We start from the raw sequence: 18,454 nt of genomic DNA on the forward strand, positions 1-18,454 counted from the left end.
CCAGTCATCCGCTGGCCAGATCTCAAAATGCCAACTCTTGACACGAAGTCAATTTCGTCAGTTATACAGATGCAATATGTTATTGAATGGCAGATAGAAAAATTGAGGGATAAGTTGAAAAGTAACCTTTTGATTTCTTCATTCGCTATCACTTTGATCTGTGCCTCAAGTCTCCCCGCCAGTGCGAACGGCGAGATTGCGGAGGTCGTTGCTCGTTTTCGCGGTTGCGACTACTTCATCGCAGACGGACCAAACGGCCTCTATGTCTTGGAGTGGTATGGGGGATATGATCCTGATGTTGGCGATCGACTCTATGGCGCCATATCAAGCTATGGAATGAAAGATGTAATCTACTTGCCGTCCGAATTGGTAGGACGAGTATGGGTCGAAGATTATATGGAATCAGAAACTGCTGCGCTAGACGAAATAGCAGACCATTGTAATTAATGCGTGGGCATAGTTCTGTTATGATTCGACATCCGGGGCGGCGCGTAAATGCGACCGCCCCATCATCGTCACTGCGGTCGCCGCGCAACCGGAACTTCGCCATCTAGCGGTGCCGCAGCACCTTGGCCCGAGAATGCGCCCTGCGCCTCTTGCAGCGCCTCGGCATAGGTCATGGTCGGCTGACCGTCCAAACCGATGCTGTTCTTGTAGATCTCCTGCGCGGCTCGGGCGATGCGGTCAGGCTCTGCCTTGATAAGATCGGTCGCGGCACCCCGGCGCTCGGCATCGGCTTTCAGCAGCGCATCCTGCTGGGCGGCCATTCGCGCCGACGCAGCCTCGAACGCCTTTTCCGGTGACGTGATCCACAGTGCCCGCTGGATGAAGTTGTCGATACGGTCTTGTTGAACGACTACCTCGCCCGTGGTCTGGTTGCGCATGGCAAGGCGCACGCCAACAACGTCGCCGCCATTGTCCCGGATCAGCGCGCTATCATCGCGCAGGATTTCATAGCCGTCATCGTAATAGCCCGCGGCGTTGTAGGCATCGAGCAGGTTATCTGCCGCGCCGTCCACATCGCCCTGCATGGCCGCGAACATGCCGCGCCCCCATGCGTCCATTCCCTCGCGGGCCGTGCCGCTGCGAACGAACTCATCAAATTTCTCGGCTTGATCGATCCGACCTTGCCGCAGCAATTCGCGCATGACGATGGGCGCGCCGTTCTTGCGATAGCTTTCCATGAAGGTCTTGGCGCCCTGATCGCGCTTTGCCTCGGTCATGGGCTTGCCGCGCGTGGCCCCCATGGCGTCAACCGGGACCGCATCTGCCGCGGCCTTCATCGACGGGCTGTCGCCAACGTTGTTCATCACGGTTTCAGCTGCTGTCGCGACCTGTGCTTTGGAGCCATCCGTGCCGGGTGCCGACGCTTGGGCTGCCGCAGCTTGCCCGTCGTCTCTGATCGCCCCCCACGACTGCGCCAGCGGCGTGCCGAGGGTCGAGGACAGGCCATCGTTGTTCAGGTCAACCCGCTCGGGGGCGCCCACGACATCGCGGCCGAGTGCATATTCGGACGCGGCTTGCAGGGGGCGGTTGATGCCGCGCACCACGTCGACGCCCTCGTTGACGATGGTTTCGCCAGTGCGGGCCAGCGCATCGCCAACGAAATCACCTGCAACCCGGCCAGCCTGTTGAATGTCCTTGCTCAACCCGCCCGGCTGCGCCCATTGGTGCTGCCGGTTGTCGGTCGGCTGATAGCCGCCATCGGGGGCGGCGGGGAACAATCGTGTCACCGTCGATCTGGGGGGGCGAGGCTGGGCCGGGGCCGATGCCGGGGCGGCACTCTGGTCAGGCTGGGGCTGGGCCGGGGCGGCTGGCACCGGGTCCGATGCGACCGCCCCAAGGCCAAGCGGAGTTTCCTGCCACGGCACCGTTGCATCCCATTCGGGGATGCGAAAACTGCCGCGCGCGGGCTCGGGCGCAACGGCATCGGGCATGGCGCCAAGGGTGGCGGTCCCGCTCGTGCTGATCCCGGCATTGGTCAGAAGCCCGCCCTCGGCAGCCTGATCCGCCTGTGACAACGCCTCGCGCATCGCGCGGCTGTCGCCCCAATCCTGATCGGTCTGCCTGATGCTCTGGCGGCGGGCCTGATTGATCAGCCCTGTCCCCTCAAGGTTTACCTCGTGGGCCTCTTGCGCGCGCCTGTCCTGATTCTCTCTGATCTGGTCCAGCCGCTCCTGCCGTGCCTGATCAATCTTGCGATCATCCCAGCGATTGCGCACATCGCGCCCGCCGACAAAGCCGTTGACGAATGCCGAGATCCCGGTGCCGAGTCCGCTCATGGTCTTTCCCTTACGATACCGGGCGCAGCGCGCCCATGCGGTTGTTGCTTGCCTCGAACCCGCTGATTGCGTTGTCCAGTTCGGCATCGCTTACATTGCGGAATCCGTGCCATTCGTTGCGCAGGGCCCGGCGCTTTGCCACGGGGTCATTCAGGCCACGCAGGCGAGCGCTGGCCAGATGATTGATCATGGCATCCTGAACCTCTGGGGTGAACCGCGTGTCGCCTGACAAGCCCATCTGTTGCGCGGCGCGGCGCATGGTGCTGCCGACGATCTGACCGGCGCCAACTGGCGTTGCCACGGTCCCGTTATTCTGCTGGGCAACCCATCGGCCATAATCTCCCTTCGGATCGGTGAAGGTATAGAGTTCATCGAGAGTCATCTGCGAGGGGCGCACACCGGCAAAGCGCCCGCCGTCGCGTTGTGCATGGCTGAACAGGGTGTCGTAATCGCCCGCGCCCTCCGTGCGGCGTAGCAGTTCCGCGAACGACCCGCCCGCTCCAGCACCACCGAGCGAAATCGAACCGTCCGCGTTCGCCGTGACGCCTGCGCCGCCGCCGCTGTTGGTCAACTGGCCCGGATTGGGGAAGGCGCCCATCCCGCCCGACATGCCGCCGCCAGATTGCAGGGGGCGGTTGGCTTCCTTCTCCATGATGTCCAGCCAGCGATCCTTGCGCGCGGAATCTTCCTCCCGCGCCTTCCGGTCCCGCTTCGACTGGACAGACCCCGCGAAGCCCTCGGCAAATGCTCCAAGTGATGCAATCGACATTATGCGGCCTCCTTCTTCCCGGCGAGGCTGGATACCTTCGCATCCAGATCCTTGATCGCGCCCATGGTCACGCCGATGGCGCTGATCACGTCGATGCTCTTGCCGTCACCCCGGCCGGTGGCGGCGGCGAAGTCCTCGGCATAAGGACCGATGTGTCGGCCGCCGTCGCCTTCGCCCTCGTTGTAGGTCCATGCCTCGACCGGCATTTCGCGCAATGCCCCAAGCGCGCTGCCCTTGGGCAGTTCCTCCATGTCCTTCTTGATCTTCTTGGACGATCCAAAGACCAGCCCGGCCATCGTTCCTATCCCACCCATGACGCTTGAAAGGCCCTTTTGCCCAGCCTCCCATCCTTGCAGCTGCTGCTGGTATTGAGTGTTCAGCAATTGCCCCTGCTGCCCATAGCCCGCCATCGCGCCTTGCCCGCCTGCCTGCAAGGCGCCGTTGGAAAGGCCCATCGATGTTGCCGGGTTCACGCCCAGCCCCGACCCAAGGTTGATGGCGTTGCCCATCCGCGCTTCACCCTCAGCCTGAACCTGACGGTCGGACAGGTTGATCGCGCCAGCCTGCGCCAGCCCGGCATCCAGCGAAGCCCTGCGCGCACCGGATTGGAATGCCCCCGATCCCGGGTTGATTCCCATGGCCATGGCCTGACGAACGCGCGTGCCCTCGGCGGCTTTGATCTGCTGGTTAACATCGGCAACGGCTTGGCTCGATCGCTGCTCGCGCCGCGCCGTGCTGTCCCATTCCTGCGCCTCTTTGATGTATTGGTCTTGCAGAGGCCGGAACACATCTTGCCAGCGCGCCCGATCCTCGGCGGCCCACTCGTTCGTAATCTCGGCCTGCGACTGCATCCATTCCAGCAGCTGCTGGCCGGTTTCCGCGCTTTTCAGGGCGGCGATGCCGATGTTCTCGTCCGGTTTAGGTGCCTTGCCGCCGCCCATGCCGTTATCCTTTCATCATTCCGTCTGCACGATTTCAGTTTTCTGGACCTGCGAAAGCACGTCTGCCCGATCCAGCGTTGACACGATCACGTCGCCGCCATTGGCCAGCGCCCCACGCTCGCGGTGCTGGATCTGGAAACCAATCTTCAACAGGGCGCAGATCGCCCTGACGTTCTCGACCGGGGTTTTCGTGACCAGGCGATCCAGATTGAACAGCTTGGGGTGGAATGCGACGGTCACTCCCATCTGGATGATGTCCACCGATAGCATTTTCCCGAAAGCCATACCGAAATGGAACTCGGCGCTTTGGTTCGGGCGGAACGCCTCGAACACAATGATCCCTTTCAGATAGTCGGGGTTGTTCTCGAACCCATCCTGATATGCCGCGATGGCGCAGGCATCTTCCATGAAGCCGGGGCTATTGGTCAGATCCATCGCTTTGGCCAGCGTGTCTTTCTGGCGCGTGGTGGTGAACGTCGTCGTCATGGTTCCCTCTCTCTTTCAGCCGGGCGCATTACTGCCCCCCGGATATGACCAGCCGCCCCTGCCGGATGTAGTAACCGGCCGTGGTGGTGGTTTCGTCGTTCCACTCCGTCGCATAGGCGATCACGGTAACGGTCGGCGTCACGTTGGGCGTGTTGAAAACCCCGGTCAGCGCGAAGGGGAACATCCCTGACATGTCCGCATCGGGCGAGCGCACGCCGGTCTTGGTGCGCGCGACCTCAACGCCGTTGATCGACATGATGATGGTCGAGAATGAATTGCTGACATGGGTGTTGTCGGTGTAGCCCTCGAACGTCGCGATGAACCCGCCGTCCTCAAAACCGGCAACGGAATCCGACAGGATGGTCAGCGGGTTTGCCTGATTGCGCGTACTGTTGACCAGGACATCGGCAACCGGGGTCGAGGATATGCCATAGATCGAGCGGGCCGCGGCGGCGGCCTTCCTCGCCTCGACCTTCGCCCTGCGGTCCGCAACGAACAGCGCGGCATCCACCGCCTTTTGCAATTCGCCATAACGCACCGCCTGCTTGTCCTTGGGACCGCGTTCGCCAAGCAGTTCCTCGACCTTGGCATTGAAGATATTACCGGTGCGGACGTTTCCCTTCTGCATCATCTCCAGACCTCCGAAAGAGATTGCCCGATTGCAACGCGGATGATTTCGACCGTGCTGCGGATCTCGATCTGCCATTCACGGTATCGGCCCGCAGGCAGCCTGAACGGGGTGTTGGCGCCCCCGGTCTTGGTATAGATCAGGTTCCCGTCGCCATAGAACCGGATCTCGAATCCCTCGGCGCCGCCCCATGATCCTTCTTCCGTCTGGACGGAAACTCGGAACTCGTTTTCCCATAGGATCAATTCATCGGGTATCGTGGCGTTGATCCGATAGGGACCGTCATTCGTGAACGTCAGATCGTCCAGGGTGGCCGTGAACTCGTCTATCGCGATCAGGTCGATCGTCCCGCTTGGGCGGTGCGGTGTCGATGCGGCTCCAGCCTCAACCAGCCCGGCGCTGTAATTGACCGGGGCGGTGTAGCGAAACGGCTTTGAACGCCAGATTGCTTGCAGCGTGTCGCCAGAAGGCGCGTCGAACCGATAGATGGCATCTGTATCCGACTGCGGGACACAGAAGGTAAAGTTGTTCGTCGGGTTGTTCCAGAACAGGCGATACAGTTCCGTGCATCGTACAAGTGATGGCTGGTCGCCGGTCACGTTGACGATGAATGTAAACCGCCTGCTCGGGTTAGCATCCCATGTCGAAAAGATATAGGCATCGCCGTATCGCCCCGCCGCGAAATACTCGGCGTTTGCCAGCGCCTGCCAGTCATCCTTGGCCCACAGATCCCGAGTGATCAGCTGGGCGCCGCCCTCGCTGATCTGCACCAGACCCTCGTTTGAGGCATAGATTGCATATGCCCCCATATCCACAATGGAGTCGGGTGTCAGGCATGGCAGGATGCTTTCAACCTTCTGCATCGCCATGCTGTCCGGGTGCAAACCTTGGATGATGTAGGGGGCACCCTTTGTCAGAACGATCAAAGACGTGCCGACGGCGCAGAGACCGACAATGCTGTAATCGCATACCAAGCGATAGCCATCCGGCCATGCATGCGGCTGGTATGGTTCGCAGAACAGGATCTCTTTGCCGCGAAACCCGGCCATGATGCCATTCGCCATGCCGGTCAGCCCGCGCAGGTCGTTCGGTGCTGGCAGAAAGTCTTTCGTGGGGCACGGCTCGGCGATCGGGTTTTCTCCGAACACATCGACAAAGGTTGTGTCCAGAACAGGCACGGTCGCGATGTAATACAGATCGGTCACGCCGGCCGCGCTGGTCTGGCTGCGATAGAGCCTCTTATGCAGGATCATCCGGCCGTTCTGGACCGTAGATCCGGGCATATCGCTGACGGTGATCTGGGTTCCCTCGCTGAACTTCCGGGGCAGGCTAAGGTTGGAGGGAGCCGTTTCCTCGCCATAGATCGAGACGATCGTATAAGCATACATGACCGTTTCGGCCGTATCATCGTCTACGGTTCCCGACAGCGTTACCGACGGCCGGGTTGCCACGCGATCGAAGGCAAGCGGCTCCAGCGTGGCGCCCATATAGACCTGTGGGGATGCGGTTTCGCGCGTAATGTATAGGCGGTCGGCATCAATCGGACCCGGAACGCAATTCGCCCGGCCAGCCCAGCCCAGCCATGTGTTTCCGTAACGATAGATTGCGTTCAGGTCATGCTGGTACTGGTGGACCAGATTATGACCCCGCATCGGTTTCAGAGATCCACCAGTCAGACGGGCATTGCTGGCAAGGACGGCCTTTTGTTCCGGCAGAAGGTGCGGCGCGATCCGGGGGGTTTCGCCGTCAAAGATGGTGAAGTCGAGAGTCGCCATCAGAAATCTCGGAACACTGTGCGGATCGGCGCGCGCTGCTGGCCACGCATGTTCCAGCGGAACGCATTGTCCAACCGCTCGCGGAACTCGATCGCATACCGCGCGGCCTTGCGTTCATCGGTCCATGGCTCGCGCGGGATCGACAGAAGCTTGGCCAGCGCGCCAGCAGCGATGGTGCCGCCGTGGATGTCCACCATGAATTGCGGGACGACGTTGAAGCGGTCAAACAGCGGGTCGTTAAGGTCGGTGCTGAACTCGCTGCCCGTAAGGGGCTTGAGGAAAACCGAAACCTCCAGCGTGCCGGGTTCCTCGAAGGGGCTGACAGTCAGTTCGTTCGGGGAAACCTGCGTGACATAGCGCGGCAGGCCGACAGATGCGGCCTCAATGGTGCTGAACTGCACAGGCGTCAGTGGCTTGCCGTTGAACTTGGCAAACTCGATCTCGTGGATTGCAGCGACATCCGGCGCGACAGGGGTGCCCGCCGCGCCGGTAATCTCAACCGTGGTCAGATGCCGCCACGCCCGGCTCCGCTCGCAAAACTCGATCGCCGCGAACCTCGCGTGCTGCTCGGCCAGGAAGTCAGGACATTCCGGGCAGAACGGCAGGATCAGCGGCAGGAACGCCTTTGTGCGGGCCATATCGACGGGCATGACGTTTCATCCCCTTATTGTTGCGAGACGCCGACGGGACCGTATGCGTTTGCCAGCGACATTGTTGCCTGCGCGACCCCGAGGGCCTGCAAGGATTGGTTCGCCAGCGCCAGATGAGCCTGCGCGCGATTGGCGGCATCGGGGGCTGCGCTGTCCTTCGAGAATGCACGGAATAGCACGAAATCAAGCAGAATGCCCTGATACTCGTCGGCCAGCGGCACCACAGCGGTATAGCTGGACACGTCCAGCACACCGCTTGATGGCGTCGGGACCGGCGTCGGCAGGATGCCCACGATTGCCTCGATCCTGCCGCTGCCCGTGTTGCCCGGGATCACGTAGAACTCACGCGGGCTCATGGGGTCTTGGAACGCCATATCCACTACCGCGGAATAGGCCAGCCCGCTCGTGCTGTGCCAGTCGGGGATCTGGGCATCAATGATCTCGCGGCGGGCCAGCGTTCGGATCGCCTTGCCCGGTGCATTGCCGGGCGAGGTGCCAACGTTGCGGACGATCTTCGACAGGATCATCACGTTTTCCGGCAGCGATTGCTTGGTGCCGCTGACCAATGTCAGCACCATGGACTCGGTCTTGGCATTGGGCTTGATCGTGACGATTGCCCTCATGCCCTCATTGAGCCAATCGCGAAGTTCGACGGCGGTCCAGTGGACGGCATCAGCGTCTTGCAGGATGGTGGATGCGCGGCGCATCACGTCGGCGGCGGTGAACGACATAGCAGATGCTCCTTACTGGCGCTCGGCCATGGCGGCTTCGATCTGTGCCTTCATGGTGTCGATGCGCATGTTCGCGTGTGGCTTGCGCCCGATCAGTTCCTCGAATTGGGCGCGCAGGGCGGCCTCGTCGTCGGGAAGGGTGCCGGCAGGTTCATCGTCCTGCTTATCCTCATCTTCACCTTCCGGCTCCGGTTCGGCTCCGATCTGGCTCTGTTCCGGCTCCGGTTCCGGTTCCGGCTGGGGTTCGGGTTGGGGCACGGGCTGGGGCACGCTGCCATCGTTCAGCAGGTGATCGAATGGGCGGCCGGGGAAAGCCTCGTCCAGCGCGGCGCGGGCCTCGTCCAACGTCACGGGCGCAGCCGGGATGTGATCAAGGGCGCGATAGCCTTCCGCAATGGACAGCAGCACGCGCGCGTGCGCCTCGTCGGCCACGATAGCGACATGGCGCGGATCGGGGCCTTCCGGCTTGAAATGATACTCGGTCGCGCCAAGGGTGATGTTGGTCCCACCGGGGCGACGGATGATGCTTTCGATTTTCATGGGACAATCCCTCTGGGCGTGATGGAAAGCGGCCCCCGCGCTTGGGGGGCCGCAGGGGTGCTTACGATCCGGTGGCGTAGCGCAGCCGCAGCACAAGCCTGTTCGCCGGGTTGGCCGACACAGCCTCGGTGAACACGACGCCGATGGATCGCGGGATCTCGGACGACGCCAGCCCGGCAAGGTCGATCAGCGGCGCGCTGGTCTCGGTGGTCGGGGTCACTCCGTCAAAGATCTCGTCACCCGAGGTCCGGTCAGCATCGGGCGAGCCGACCTCCCCGGTCATGAAACCGACATCGACATCAGCATCACCGGTCCCGACCGCCACAATCGTCGCATCAAGGATGCGGCAATAGGCGGGCAGATAGGCCAGTTCGAGGATGTCGGTGGTTGCGATGGCTTCGCGGAAGTTGTGAGTGATCAGCACTTCCGTTGCAACGTTCGCGACATAGGGCGAGGGCAGTTGGCTGCGACCGTTGCCCCCGGTGTAGGTGGATTTCTTGATCGCCATGGCGATAATCTCCGTTCTGGTTTGGGGGTGAAGCCCGGCACCATGCCGGGCATCGGGTCTTAGGCGGCGACGGCCGGGTTCGGGTTGCGGGCGGCGGTATCGACAGCGATCACGCCGAAGTCGCGCCCATTGAACCGGGTCTTTTTCACGCCAGCGATCACGCCGGCATAGATGGCGACACGGTTCTTGGCGTCCTTCAGTTCTTCCTCCCACTGGAAGCGGGTGCCGTTGCCTGCCTCGCCATATGCGACGACGCCAGCCTGACGGCCGAGGAACAGCGCGCGTGCGGCATCGACGTTCGAGCCAGCGCCATAGTCGCTGAACCGCAGGACGTTCTCATGCTGGTGCAGCACGACATCGTTCAGCATCCCCAGCGCGCCCTTGAACAGCGGGTTGTTGCGGCCCTCGGCGCCAGCGGCGGCCTTCTGGATGTCGGCCCAGGTCAACTCGCCTTTTTCGATCCGCAGACTGTGCGCCTGGAAGGGCGACATCAGCATCACGAAATGCTTGCCGCCATCGACGTTGACCGGGGTCATCTTCACAACGTCCGGGTCAACCGCGTTCATCATCCGAGGCATGACGGACACGCGCTCGATCAGGTCGCGCGACATCGTGTCGGCTGCGGTCAGAGTGGCCTTCGATGTCGCGGCTCCGGCATAGGCCATGTGCGCGGCGTCGGGCGCCTGAATGGGGTTGCCCGCGAAGGCGGTGGTCAGTTTCTTGTCCTCATTGATCGCGGCGAACGTGGCGTCACCGGACAGGTAGAGGAAATACAGTTCATCGAACCATTCCGCGGTGTATTCGGCGGTGCGGTCCTTGGCGATCTGGCGCAGATCGTGCAGCGTGCGCTTGCGGGTCATGCGCCCGCCAGCATCCGCGCCCTTCCGGGCTTGGTCGATACGAACCTCATCCGTGTAGAAGGTCAGGTTTTCTTCCTTCCCTTCCACGGTATCGTCACCATAGGTCATGCCGCCGCGCAGGCGCATGGACAGATCGAAGCTGATCCGGTCGCCCGCGTCGGACTCAAGGTCCACCTTGCGCTCGATGATGTTGTTTTCGCCTTTGCCGACAAAGCGCGAGAAGTAGATCATCTTCTCGGTGTCGGTGGCGAGGCTGGTCGCCCAACGCTTTACGGCGCGCGGATCGCCCACTCCGATAACGGTCTGCATGGAAGTCTCCTTATGATCACAGACACTTGGTTTGCGACCTGTCGGCACTTCCTATGCGTTCAGTCAGTTATCGGTTTATCACAGCCCCTCCGGTTCGCGCAACGGTTCACACATCGGTTCACAAATGATGATCAATCGTGGCCTGCGGCCATGCCCGCCCTGCGCTCCGCGTTTTAGGGTCAGGTATGTGATCGCAGACTCCGAACCGATCAAACTGGTATGGGAAGGGCCCGCGCCGTTTCCGGGCGGGCCCTCGGGCGACGACTGCGCGTCAACTATCGCCGGGATTTCACTGTCTCGTCGTTCTCGATGATGATGGGCATATCCTTCGGGGCCGCCACGCCGATCTTGGATGAGCGTTCACCGATGCGGAAGATCACCACCTCGATGTCACCGACCTTGACGCGGATCGGTGATGACGCGGATATGTTTTTGATCAGCATGTTGGCTGTGCCCCGTTATGCGCCGCGAAGATAGGCTTCTTGCTCGGCCTTGCTCATGGACTCGAACGCAGCTTCCGCCTCCAGCCCGTCGGCCCGGTCGATGGCCGAGAACCGCCCGTCGCTGGCATCGATGTCGGTTGCTGCGCTGACATTGGCGAGGGTTTGCAGCGCCTGCCGCCGCTTGCCCTGCTTTTCGACTGCCTCTTTGGCGCGGCCCAGCGGATCGGCCTTATCGGCGGCCTTTCCAGCCTCCGTCTCGCCCTTCGCTTGCTTGTCGGTTGTCTTTGGCGCTTTGCCCGGCTTTTTCAGGCTGAACTCGGCGGCTTCCTCGCCGGTCAGGCTCTTGATGTGGTCGCGGACCATGCGCGCGCCGATCTCGATCTTCTGATCCATCGACAGCTTGGCATACTCCGGGCGGCCGGTGACAACGCGCAAAGCCCGGTCGAACAGGACCAGCGACGAATCCCCGCCGTATTCCTGCTTTGCGGTGTTGTCGGCAAAGGCGGGATGGGCATCCATGAATGCCTTGGTTTTGCCGAACCAGACCTCCTGCACGCCTTTCAGCGCCTGTTCGTCTTGTCGCTCTGCGGTCTTGATCGCAGCTTTCGCCTCGGCAATCTTGTCGTTCAGCGCGTCAAGCTGCTCGTCATATTCCTCGTCGGTCATGTCGCCGTCGCTGTAAGCCTCGCGCAGTTCCTTGCGCTTGGTGGCGGCGGCATCGACTATAGCCTGTTCCGCCGATACATCGGTCGGCTGGAACACCGGGTCGGGGGTGTCGTCGGCTTGCGCGGCTTCTTCCTCGCCTTCTTGGGCCGCGTTATCGTCGTCGCCTTCGCCGTCGCCCTCATCCTTTGCCTCGTCGTCCGTTTCGCCGTCGTCGTCGCCGCCGTCGTCGTCGGATACGGCAGAATCTTCCGCCTTCTCATCCGGCAGCGTGGTGATCGGATCGTCACCTTCAGCCAGCCGGGCGATTTCCTCGGGCTCCAGATGGTCTTTCAGGCTATCCAGCGTGAAACTGGCGGGCAGGCCCATGGCTTTCAGCGCGTCGTCGTCAGCACCGGTCAGGTCGAGGGCATCGGGGGTGTTCTGGTCGGTCATTGCGGCATCATTCCTTGTGCTGCGGGGTCAGGGGTGGCCGGGGAGGCCGGGGTTTGCTCGGGTTGTTGCGGGGCGGCCAGTTGCCCGGCCGCGAACGCTTCTTCGGTCGCCTGCCGCATCATGGCATCGACGGCACGCGCGACGGCCGGCGCACCGCCCAGCTTGATCGCGGCATCCACGGCGGCATTGATCTGATCCAGATTGTCGGTGCGCAGCCCTAGCAACGAGCGGGCGGCGTCGGCGCGGGTCTTGGCGGTCTTGGCTTCCTCGCCCTCGATCTGGGCCATCATGGCGCGTTCCTGCATCTGGGCGGCCTTTTCGGCGGCCTTCTGCTGGGCGATGGTTTCCGGGCTGGGGTTGTTCGGATCTTCGTCGGGGTCTGACACGCCGGTTTCCTGCCGGATGCGCTTCACCAGTTCGTCACGCTTGGGCATGTCCATGGATTCAATCACGAGATCCAGACACTTGATGACGATCTGAGGCGCGGTGGCGGCGAGTTCGCGCATCAGGTTCATCAGCTGCTCGGCCTGCGCCTGACGACTGGTCGCGCGCCAATCTTCCTCGTCAATGATGAAGTCGGCTTTGAACAGGCTGATCGCGTTCGGGAACGTTCCATCATTGATCGTCACATATTGCGGGTTGCCGCGGGTGTCGGTGATGCGGAATTGCTGTTCGTCGGTGTAAAACTGTTCGATGTTGGTCAGCAGCTTTTCCCCATTCAGGCGCATGGCGAAGCGGAAGTTGTCGAAGAAAATGCTCGTGGCCAGCTGGCCCTGATCCTGCTTGGCGAGGATGGCCCGGCCCGATGTGGCGTTGGTGTCGCGGCCCAAGTTCTCGTTGGTGACGCCGCCGACCTGCTGGATCATGTTGGCGTCCATCTGCATCAGGTCGATATGGGCCGAGGCCATTTCCGCATCTGATTTGATGTCAGGGGGTTGATAACCTTGCTTGTAAACGATCACCGAGTCGGGGCGGCCCGCCTCCGTGCGCAGTTCCTCGATGTCGTCAACAGCGCCTTCCTGAACCTTGACCTGCGTGCTGGACAGGTAATGCAGCGCCTTGGATGCGCGCTTGTTCAGGTCGCGCTGGATGTCGCGCAGCCCCCTGATGATGCCATAGGGCATTCCGTCACGGCTGCGCCGATAGCCCCAGATCGGGGTGAATGGGAAACGGTTGTGCCGATATGGCGATTGCCGCACATCCAGCAGGCCTTTTTCGGTCATGAGCGCGACGTGGATCAGTTCGCGCGGTCGCTCGATCAGCGTGGCCCGGCCCTGTTCCAGATCATACCAATGGCCCTCTGACCACGGATCGAACAGTTCCCGGTGAAAATCCCCGCCCTTCATCACCGGGACCATTTTCGGCTCCTTATACCACATTTCCATGCAGCGGATCCGGTGCCGAATTGCGTTGCCGCCGCTGGTCACGGGCGCGCTGAAACGGCTGTCGTCCTCGGATGAGTCCATCGGGTCATCGCCGTAATCGGACAGGCCAGCGATCGACGACAGAAGGTTGCCCTCGGTGGACAGGCGCAGCAGGCCCTTGCGTTGTGGCCAGAGGGCGGATGCGATGTCGAAATCCAGCCATTTCGTGCGGCAGATATATCGGGCGTCTTGCAGATCCATCTGCTTTGCCCGGCTGTCCCACAGCATGTTGCGCCAACCCTCGTGGCGCTCGAACACGATGGGCCCGTCGGTCGGATCGCCTTCGCCTGTCTCGATCCAGCCCACACCGGCCTTGACGGCATCAGCGAAGCCGGCGGCGCGCGCCTCAAGCGAATGGTTCTCGTCGCGCAGGTGGCGCATCAATTCGTCTTTGCGCTGCGCGGGCTTCAGCCCTTCCTCACGACGGGGCAGGATCTTGTAATCCATGCTTGCCCGGCGTTGCGATCCCAGCACCCAATTGATCGTGGTCTGAATGAGGTTGAACACGATGGGGGTCTGGCCCCGCTCCCGCAGGGCGGCAACTTCCTCGGCTGTCCATTGGATGTGGTCATACATATCCTCGTCCAGCGCCATTTCCGCGCGGTTCTCGGACTGCCTTTCGAGTTCATAGCGATAGGTCGCCAGCAGGCGGCGATGCAGGCGCATGGCGTCGGCTTCATCGAGGGGATGGATGCGGCCGTTCTCGTCCAGGCTGACATGGCGGCTGGCCTGCGCTTTCGCCCCGTCGGCCTTGAACAGCACTTCGCCGGGCGCCTGATAGCTGCGCCCCTTTTCGGACAGTATCTGCCCGCCGCTGAAATCAATCTCGAACATTGCTGGCCACCACCTCGATTTCCTGAACCGTTTTGCCGGATTCCCTCTCGGTGATTTCGATTTCGCCCACGGGGATTGCCCCGTGCTTGATGGCCGCCTTCGGGGGCAGAGGCGGCATGGACCACAGATCACGCAGGCGAGACTGCACGGCGTCGAAGATGCGGAAGGCGTCTGACCTGTCGTCAGGGACGCCGGGCAGCGCGCCCGAACTTATCCAGTCATGAACGACGCGGGCGACGTGGGCGGGATCACCCATTTCGCGGGTCCACTTCCACATGTCGGACAGCGGGATGATGCACGGGATGGTGCGGCCCGGTCGCACGGGGCGGTTGGCATCGAGCAGCACAAGGCAAGGCTCTGTCTGCCGGGACACGGGGTCCATATACCACGATCCGATTACGCGAATGCCGCGCGTCACGGTTTCAAAGGCCCTGAATTGCAGATCGAGAACGGGCCGCGCGTCGAGGGACAGGATGCGGGGGGCGCTCATGCGTCATTCCCCTCGTCCTGCGTGGCGCCGGCATAGATCATGCGCTCAGCCAGATCGGTGATGCGGGCCAGATCGAAGCCAGACCAATGCTCGGACTCTGACACGATGACGACGGGCGCGCTGCGGTATCCCATACGGGTGACGCGGGCCAGCGCCTCGGGGTCTGCTGTCAGGTCCACCGTGTTGAATGGGATGCCTCTGGCGGCCAAGGCGTGCTTGGTCGCGAGGCATGGGCCGCAATCCGGCTTGGTATAGATGGTGATTGTCATGCGGTCATTCCCGATGTTTTGCGGCGTTTTTTGGCCGTGGTACTTCCTGTTGCGTGGCTGGGGTTCCATCCTTGCGCCCACTGGCGCAGGGCGTCGGGCGCCTCGGAATGGCCGTCGTGCTTCTCGGGCTCGTCGTAGAACATGCCCAGCCGCGTGTTGAACTTCTTGCGGTAGAGGGTCAGGTGCTGGATGCCTTCCTTGCAGCCTTCCTCGTCAAACCACGCCTCGGCCATACGATTCCGCAGCATGGTGATGCCAGCGGTGAAGTCATGGACGCGTGGGACGATGCGCCAGCGCCAGTCAGGGGCCAGTTCGGTCAGCATCTGGATAGGCGCGCCGACCTTATCGACAAGCTGGCGTTCTTGCGCGGCGTCGTGTGGCAGCAGGTGTTCCCCGAACAGCCAGCCGGTGCTGCGCATCTGGTTGACGTAATGGCTGTAGCCCTTGGCCCAATCCTCGATGTAGCGAATGAAATGGGTGGCCAGCCCGACCTGCTGGAAAAGCCAGATGCCGGTGCCGTCGCCTGACCCGATGTCCCATGCCGAATGGACCGGCAGGCTGGGCAGATATGGCACCTTGCCGATCCGGCCGGCAGCCCGCGCCGCGTCCAGTTGGACGGTCAACCATGTTCCTTCGGTGGACTTCGCCCAGCATTCGGCCGGGGTCGAGGGCATTTCCTGGAACATCTTGAACTGGTCGCCCGAGAAATCATGCTCCAGCTTGTTCACATACCAAGCGCGCTGGGGCAGCATGATCTCGACGCCCTCCGATTCCTCGATGGAATCGAAATATTCGTGCTGCTTGAGGCTGATGCGGACGTGCTTGGGGTCAGCGACATAGCCCGGATCGAGATACCACGGGAAGAAGTGGAACAAGAACTGGCCGGGGCCCGGCTGGACGCCTGCCTTAGCCATGTTCTCGGCCCTCGTAGCGATCTTGTGAAACTCGCCTTCCTGCCCCTCGGCGGTGGATTCGATCGTTGCGATGCCGGATTTCGGCACGGCGGGCAGCGAGCCCGTGACGATTTCCACCGCCTTTTCCGGGTATCGCTTGGCGATCTTCCCCATCTCGCTGATGTGCAGGAAGTGGATCGTGCCCGATCGCATCGAGGTCGCCACGCGCAGGCTGCTGTTGTTGTGGCCGAACAGCAGTTCCTTGGCACTTTCGCGGGTCAGCGGCATCCTGTCGCGCAGCGGATCGGGCAGGTTCAGATAGGCGAACTTCACCTTGTCGCGCAGGATCTCCGCTGCTGCGTCCAGATTGTGCGCGATGATCCCGCACCGCTGGTTGGGAACCCACAGGCACCGATCCAGCGCCATGACGCTGGCCATCGTGGTGAAACCCAGCTGGCGGGCTTTGAGGATCACGTTGCGATCGTGCAGCCCGTGCAGGAAGCGCAGCTGGTTGATGTTGGGCAGGAACGGCAGGACGGTGACGGGCGATTCCTCGGCTTCCTGATCGTCGCCCTTGATCATGATCTTGTAGAGGACGCCGGAACAGATGCGCCAGAACGGGTCGGCCAGGCACCGTGCCCATTCCTCTGCCGTCGTCGGCGCGGAGAGTGGCGCCGGTAGCGGTGTTGCCCAACGGCTCATTCATCGCCGCCCTCGGCCCGCTGTGGCGCGTTGCGCGTGGCAATCGGGATCGTGGTGCCCTGCGCAGCTGCGATAAGGTCGGCCAGCCCGTCGGCAACCTGCCGGTTGTCCTTCTCGAACATGCCAAGGTGGCGCATCAGCTTGTCGATGGCGGCCCCCTTGTCGTGCATCTTGATTTTGAAGCTGCCCTTGTCGGTCATGCTGACTTCGGCCACGGCGCAGCTAAGGCGCCGCGGCAGGTCTTGACTGGCGACGGGGCGCACGAATGGCCGCATGAGGGCTTCACCATTCGGCATGGTCACGGGCAAGCCTTCGTCGTCCTCGACTTCCTCCAGCCCCCATTCCATGACATCGCGAATGTCGGCCCGGACGATGTGCGCCAGCGTCTCGACAATCTCGTCTGCCTCGATGTCGGATCGCTCCGACTTTGCGGCTGTGAGGCGCGCGACCTCGGCCTGCACATGCGGCATAGCCATCAGTTCATGGGCTTGCACTTTGGCGCGCTTCTCGCTGTATCCAGCCTCGATGGCGGCTTTGGCACCGTTGAAATGAACGACGTAGCGCCTCGCAAATGCGGCTTGCTTGTCGTTCAACTTGTTCGGTGACTTTGCCACGTCTCGGTCCTCGATCGCCTGCGCATTGGCGGATAAATGGTTCCCGTTCAGGTTCACATTTTCCACGGTTCGGCAAGATTTCGCAATAGGCGCGGACAAAAGGAACGAAGCTACGAAATATCGGGGTCCAGTTACGGTCGGTTACAGGCAAGCCGGAGGCTTGTTTGCCCCCAGCATTTTCAAGCCCGTCCCGGCGTCTGACCGCTGGTCAGAGCGTTCAGCAGCAGTTCGGACAGCATTTCCGAGTGCCTGCGAGACTGTGGCTGCGCGAGGAAGGCAGCCTTCAGCAGCTTCGTCAGCTTGCTTTCCTTGTCCTCGACCGGTGGCTTTGCGGGTTCCGGCTCGGGATTGTAATCCCCTGCGATGAAGGCCGCTGCGGCTGCTTCTCCAACTTCAGTAAGGGAGTAGATGTGGATTGTCGGATCGGCCCTGTTCCGATCAGCCAGTTTGACCACGCCGCCAGCGATCATGCGCTTGATGCGTCCGCGCGCGCTGTGATCCGAGACACAGCCCCGGCCGGCATAATCGGCCACAGTCAGTTCGATGGGCTTGCCTGCGCGGAAAAACGGGGCTGCGTGGGCCAACAGCTTGGTGTCGATGATCGCGCTCATGCCGTTGCCTTCTCGATGCTGATGGCATGCAGGACAGTCAGCACGTCGTCGCGCTTGAAGCGGTTGCCTTGGCCGTGGGTGGTATCGACCAGAAGATTGAACCGCTGCCGGATGAACGAGGGGCTGAACTCCATGACGGCGGCGATATCCCGGACGTTCTGCCCATCCTTTGCGCGATCAAGCATTTCCAGATCGTGTTGCTGCGTCCATTTTCCGCCCTTCTGGGCGAGTTTTTCCAGATGGGCTCGGATCTCTGACGCATTGGGCGGCATGGGTGTGCTGCTGACGCGCAGGCATGTCGGCATGGCGCTGTCGTCCACGTCCTCGTCCGCGATTTCAACCGGGCGGTTGATGTCCACCACTGTCACCACGGTTTCATCGCTTCCGGGCTTTGCCAGATCGACGCCGACATGGCAGGGGCTGATGAAGATCCTGTTTCCGGTTTCTTCCTCGAAATTGGCGACGGCGCTTGCCAGTTTCAGCATCGCACCGGACATGCGGTCAGCGGCTGCGATTGCATCTCGCAATTCGTTGGCCTTGGCGGCGAGGTCTGCGGCATCCATCGCTTCGGTCAGTTTGGGCAGGTCGAACATGGTT

Annotated in this window: 21 protein-coding genes; 1 reads left to right on the top strand and 20 read right to left on the bottom strand. The window is 62.0% G+C overall.

Annotation, left to right across the window (positions count from 1 at the left end; translation table 11 throughout):
* The first annotated feature begins 27 nt into the window (after positions 1-27).
* A complete protein-coding gene (locus JHW40_RS14440; protein WP_139208177.1) occupies positions 28-447 on the top strand; it encodes a hypothetical protein in 420 nt (139 codons plus the stop codon).
* 68 nt (positions 448-515) lie between these two features.
* On the opposite strand, the gene JHW40_RS14445 is transcribed toward JHW40_RS14440, so the two are convergent.
* The 20 genes from JHW40_RS14445 to JHW40_RS14540 all read right to left on the bottom strand — a co-directional run bounded on the left by JHW40_RS14445 (position 516) and on the right by JHW40_RS14540 (position 18,450).
* Complete coding sequence (locus tag JHW40_RS14445) at positions 516-2,282, bottom strand: hypothetical protein (RefSeq protein WP_272848996.1); 1,767 nt, start codon at positions 2,280-2,282, stop codon at positions 516-518.
* A gap of 10 nt (positions 2,283-2,292) precedes the next feature.
* Positions 2,293-3,051, bottom strand: coding sequence for a hypothetical protein (locus JHW40_RS14450; protein ID WP_090613427.1), 759 nt, complete (start codon positions 3,049-3,051; stop codon positions 2,293-2,295).
* Positions 3,051-3,992 (bottom strand): tail fiber domain-containing protein, encoded by a 942-nt coding sequence (locus JHW40_RS14455; RefSeq protein WP_090613430.1) that lies wholly within the window; start codon positions 3,990-3,992, stop codon positions 3,051-3,053. Before JHW40_RS14455 ends, JHW40_RS14450 begins: the two co-directional genes overlap by 1 nt.
* A gap of 15 nt (positions 3,993-4,007) precedes the next feature.
* Positions 4,008-4,478, bottom strand: a complete 471-nt coding sequence (locus JHW40_RS14460) for a hypothetical protein (RefSeq protein WP_090613433.1) — start codon at positions 4,476-4,478, stop codon at positions 4,008-4,010.
* A 28-nt stretch (positions 4,479-4,506) separates the two neighbouring features.
* Entirely contained in the window at positions 4,507-5,109 is a 603-nt protein-coding gene (locus JHW40_RS14465) for a hypothetical protein (RefSeq protein WP_090613436.1), read from the bottom strand.
* Positions 5,106-6,881, bottom strand: a complete 1,776-nt coding sequence (locus JHW40_RS14470) for a hypothetical protein (RefSeq protein ID WP_090613440.1) — start codon at positions 6,879-6,881, stop codon at positions 5,106-5,108. Before JHW40_RS14470 ends, JHW40_RS14465 begins: the two co-directional genes overlap by 4 nt.
* Positions 6,881-7,531 carry a hypothetical protein gene (locus JHW40_RS14475; RefSeq protein ID WP_090613442.1) on the bottom strand — a complete coding sequence of 217 codons (651 nt, stop codon included), beginning with the start codon at positions 7,529-7,531 and terminating at the stop codon, positions 6,881-6,883. Before JHW40_RS14475 ends, JHW40_RS14470 begins: the two co-directional genes overlap by 1 nt.
* A 14-nt stretch (positions 7,532-7,545) precedes the next feature.
* Positions 7,546-8,262 carry a phage adaptor protein gene (locus tag JHW40_RS14480; protein ID WP_090613444.1) on the bottom strand — a complete coding sequence of 239 codons (717 nt, stop codon included), beginning with the start codon at positions 8,260-8,262 and terminating at the stop codon, positions 7,546-7,548.
* 12 nt (positions 8,263-8,274) lie between these two features.
* Complete coding sequence (locus JHW40_RS14485) at positions 8,275-8,802, bottom strand: hypothetical protein (RefSeq protein WP_090613448.1); 528 nt, start codon at positions 8,800-8,802, stop codon at positions 8,275-8,277.
* A 61-nt stretch (positions 8,803-8,863) separates the two neighbouring features.
* Positions 8,864-9,310: a hypothetical protein gene (locus JHW40_RS14490; protein WP_090613449.1), complete on the bottom strand. Its 447-nt coding sequence runs from the start codon at positions 9,308-9,310 to the stop codon at positions 8,864-8,866.
* A gap of 59 nt (positions 9,311-9,369) precedes the next feature.
* Positions 9,370-10,479, bottom strand: a complete 1,110-nt coding sequence (locus tag JHW40_RS14495) for a N4-gp56 family major capsid protein (RefSeq protein WP_090613450.1) — start codon at positions 10,477-10,479, stop codon at positions 9,370-9,372.
* Positions 10,480-10,754: 275 nt separating this feature from the next.
* A complete protein-coding gene (locus JHW40_RS14500; protein WP_139208179.1) occupies positions 10,755-10,922 on the bottom strand; it encodes a carbon storage regulator in 168 nt (55 codons plus the stop codon).
* Positions 10,923-10,937: 15 nt separating this feature from the next.
* Positions 10,938-12,020, bottom strand: a complete 1,083-nt coding sequence (locus tag JHW40_RS14505; RefSeq protein WP_090613452.1) for a hypothetical protein — start codon at positions 12,018-12,020, stop codon at positions 10,938-10,940.
* The gene (locus tag JHW40_RS14510; RefSeq protein ID WP_090613464.1) at positions 12,017-14,278 is read right to left on the bottom strand and encodes a portal protein; all 2,262 of its coding nucleotides are present in this window, start codon (positions 14,276-14,278) and stop codon (positions 12,017-12,019) included. Before JHW40_RS14510 ends, JHW40_RS14505 begins: the two co-directional genes overlap by 4 nt.
* Positions 14,265-14,768: a hypothetical protein gene (locus tag JHW40_RS14515; RefSeq protein ID WP_090613465.1), complete on the bottom strand. Its 504-nt coding sequence runs from the start codon at positions 14,766-14,768 to the stop codon at positions 14,265-14,267. The genes JHW40_RS14510 and JHW40_RS14515 overlap by 14 nt, the downstream gene beginning before the upstream one ends.
* Positions 14,765-15,037 carry a glutaredoxin family protein gene (locus JHW40_RS14520; RefSeq protein WP_090613467.1) on the bottom strand — a complete coding sequence of 91 codons (273 nt, stop codon included), beginning with the start codon at positions 15,035-15,037 and terminating at the stop codon, positions 14,765-14,767. Before JHW40_RS14520 ends, JHW40_RS14515 begins: the two co-directional genes overlap by 4 nt.
* Positions 15,034-16,632, bottom strand: coding sequence for a terminase large subunit (locus JHW40_RS14525; RefSeq protein ID WP_139208180.1), 1,599 nt, complete (start codon positions 16,630-16,632; stop codon positions 15,034-15,036). The genes JHW40_RS14520 and JHW40_RS14525 overlap by 4 nt, the downstream gene beginning before the upstream one ends.
* On the bottom strand, positions 16,629-17,312 hold the full coding sequence (locus JHW40_RS14530) for a terminase small subunit (RefSeq protein WP_272848997.1): 684 nt from the start codon (positions 17,310-17,312) through the stop codon (positions 16,629-16,631). The genes JHW40_RS14525 and JHW40_RS14530 overlap by 4 nt, the downstream gene beginning before the upstream one ends.
* Before the next feature lie 113 nt (positions 17,313-17,425).
* A complete protein-coding gene (locus JHW40_RS14535; RefSeq protein WP_090613476.1) occupies positions 17,426-17,857 on the bottom strand; it encodes a hypothetical protein in 432 nt (143 codons plus the stop codon).
* Positions 17,854-18,450, bottom strand: coding sequence for a hypothetical protein (locus tag JHW40_RS14540; RefSeq protein WP_090613478.1), 597 nt, complete (start codon positions 18,448-18,450; stop codon positions 17,854-17,856). The genes JHW40_RS14535 and JHW40_RS14540 overlap by 4 nt, the downstream gene beginning before the upstream one ends.
* Positions 18,451-18,454: the final 4 nt, after the last annotated feature.

Source organism: Paracoccus alcaliphilus, from assembly GCF_028553725.1.
In the GTDB taxonomy this organism is placed as follows: Bacteria; Pseudomonadota; Alphaproteobacteria; order Rhodobacterales; family Rhodobacteraceae; genus Paracoccus; species Paracoccus alcaliphilus.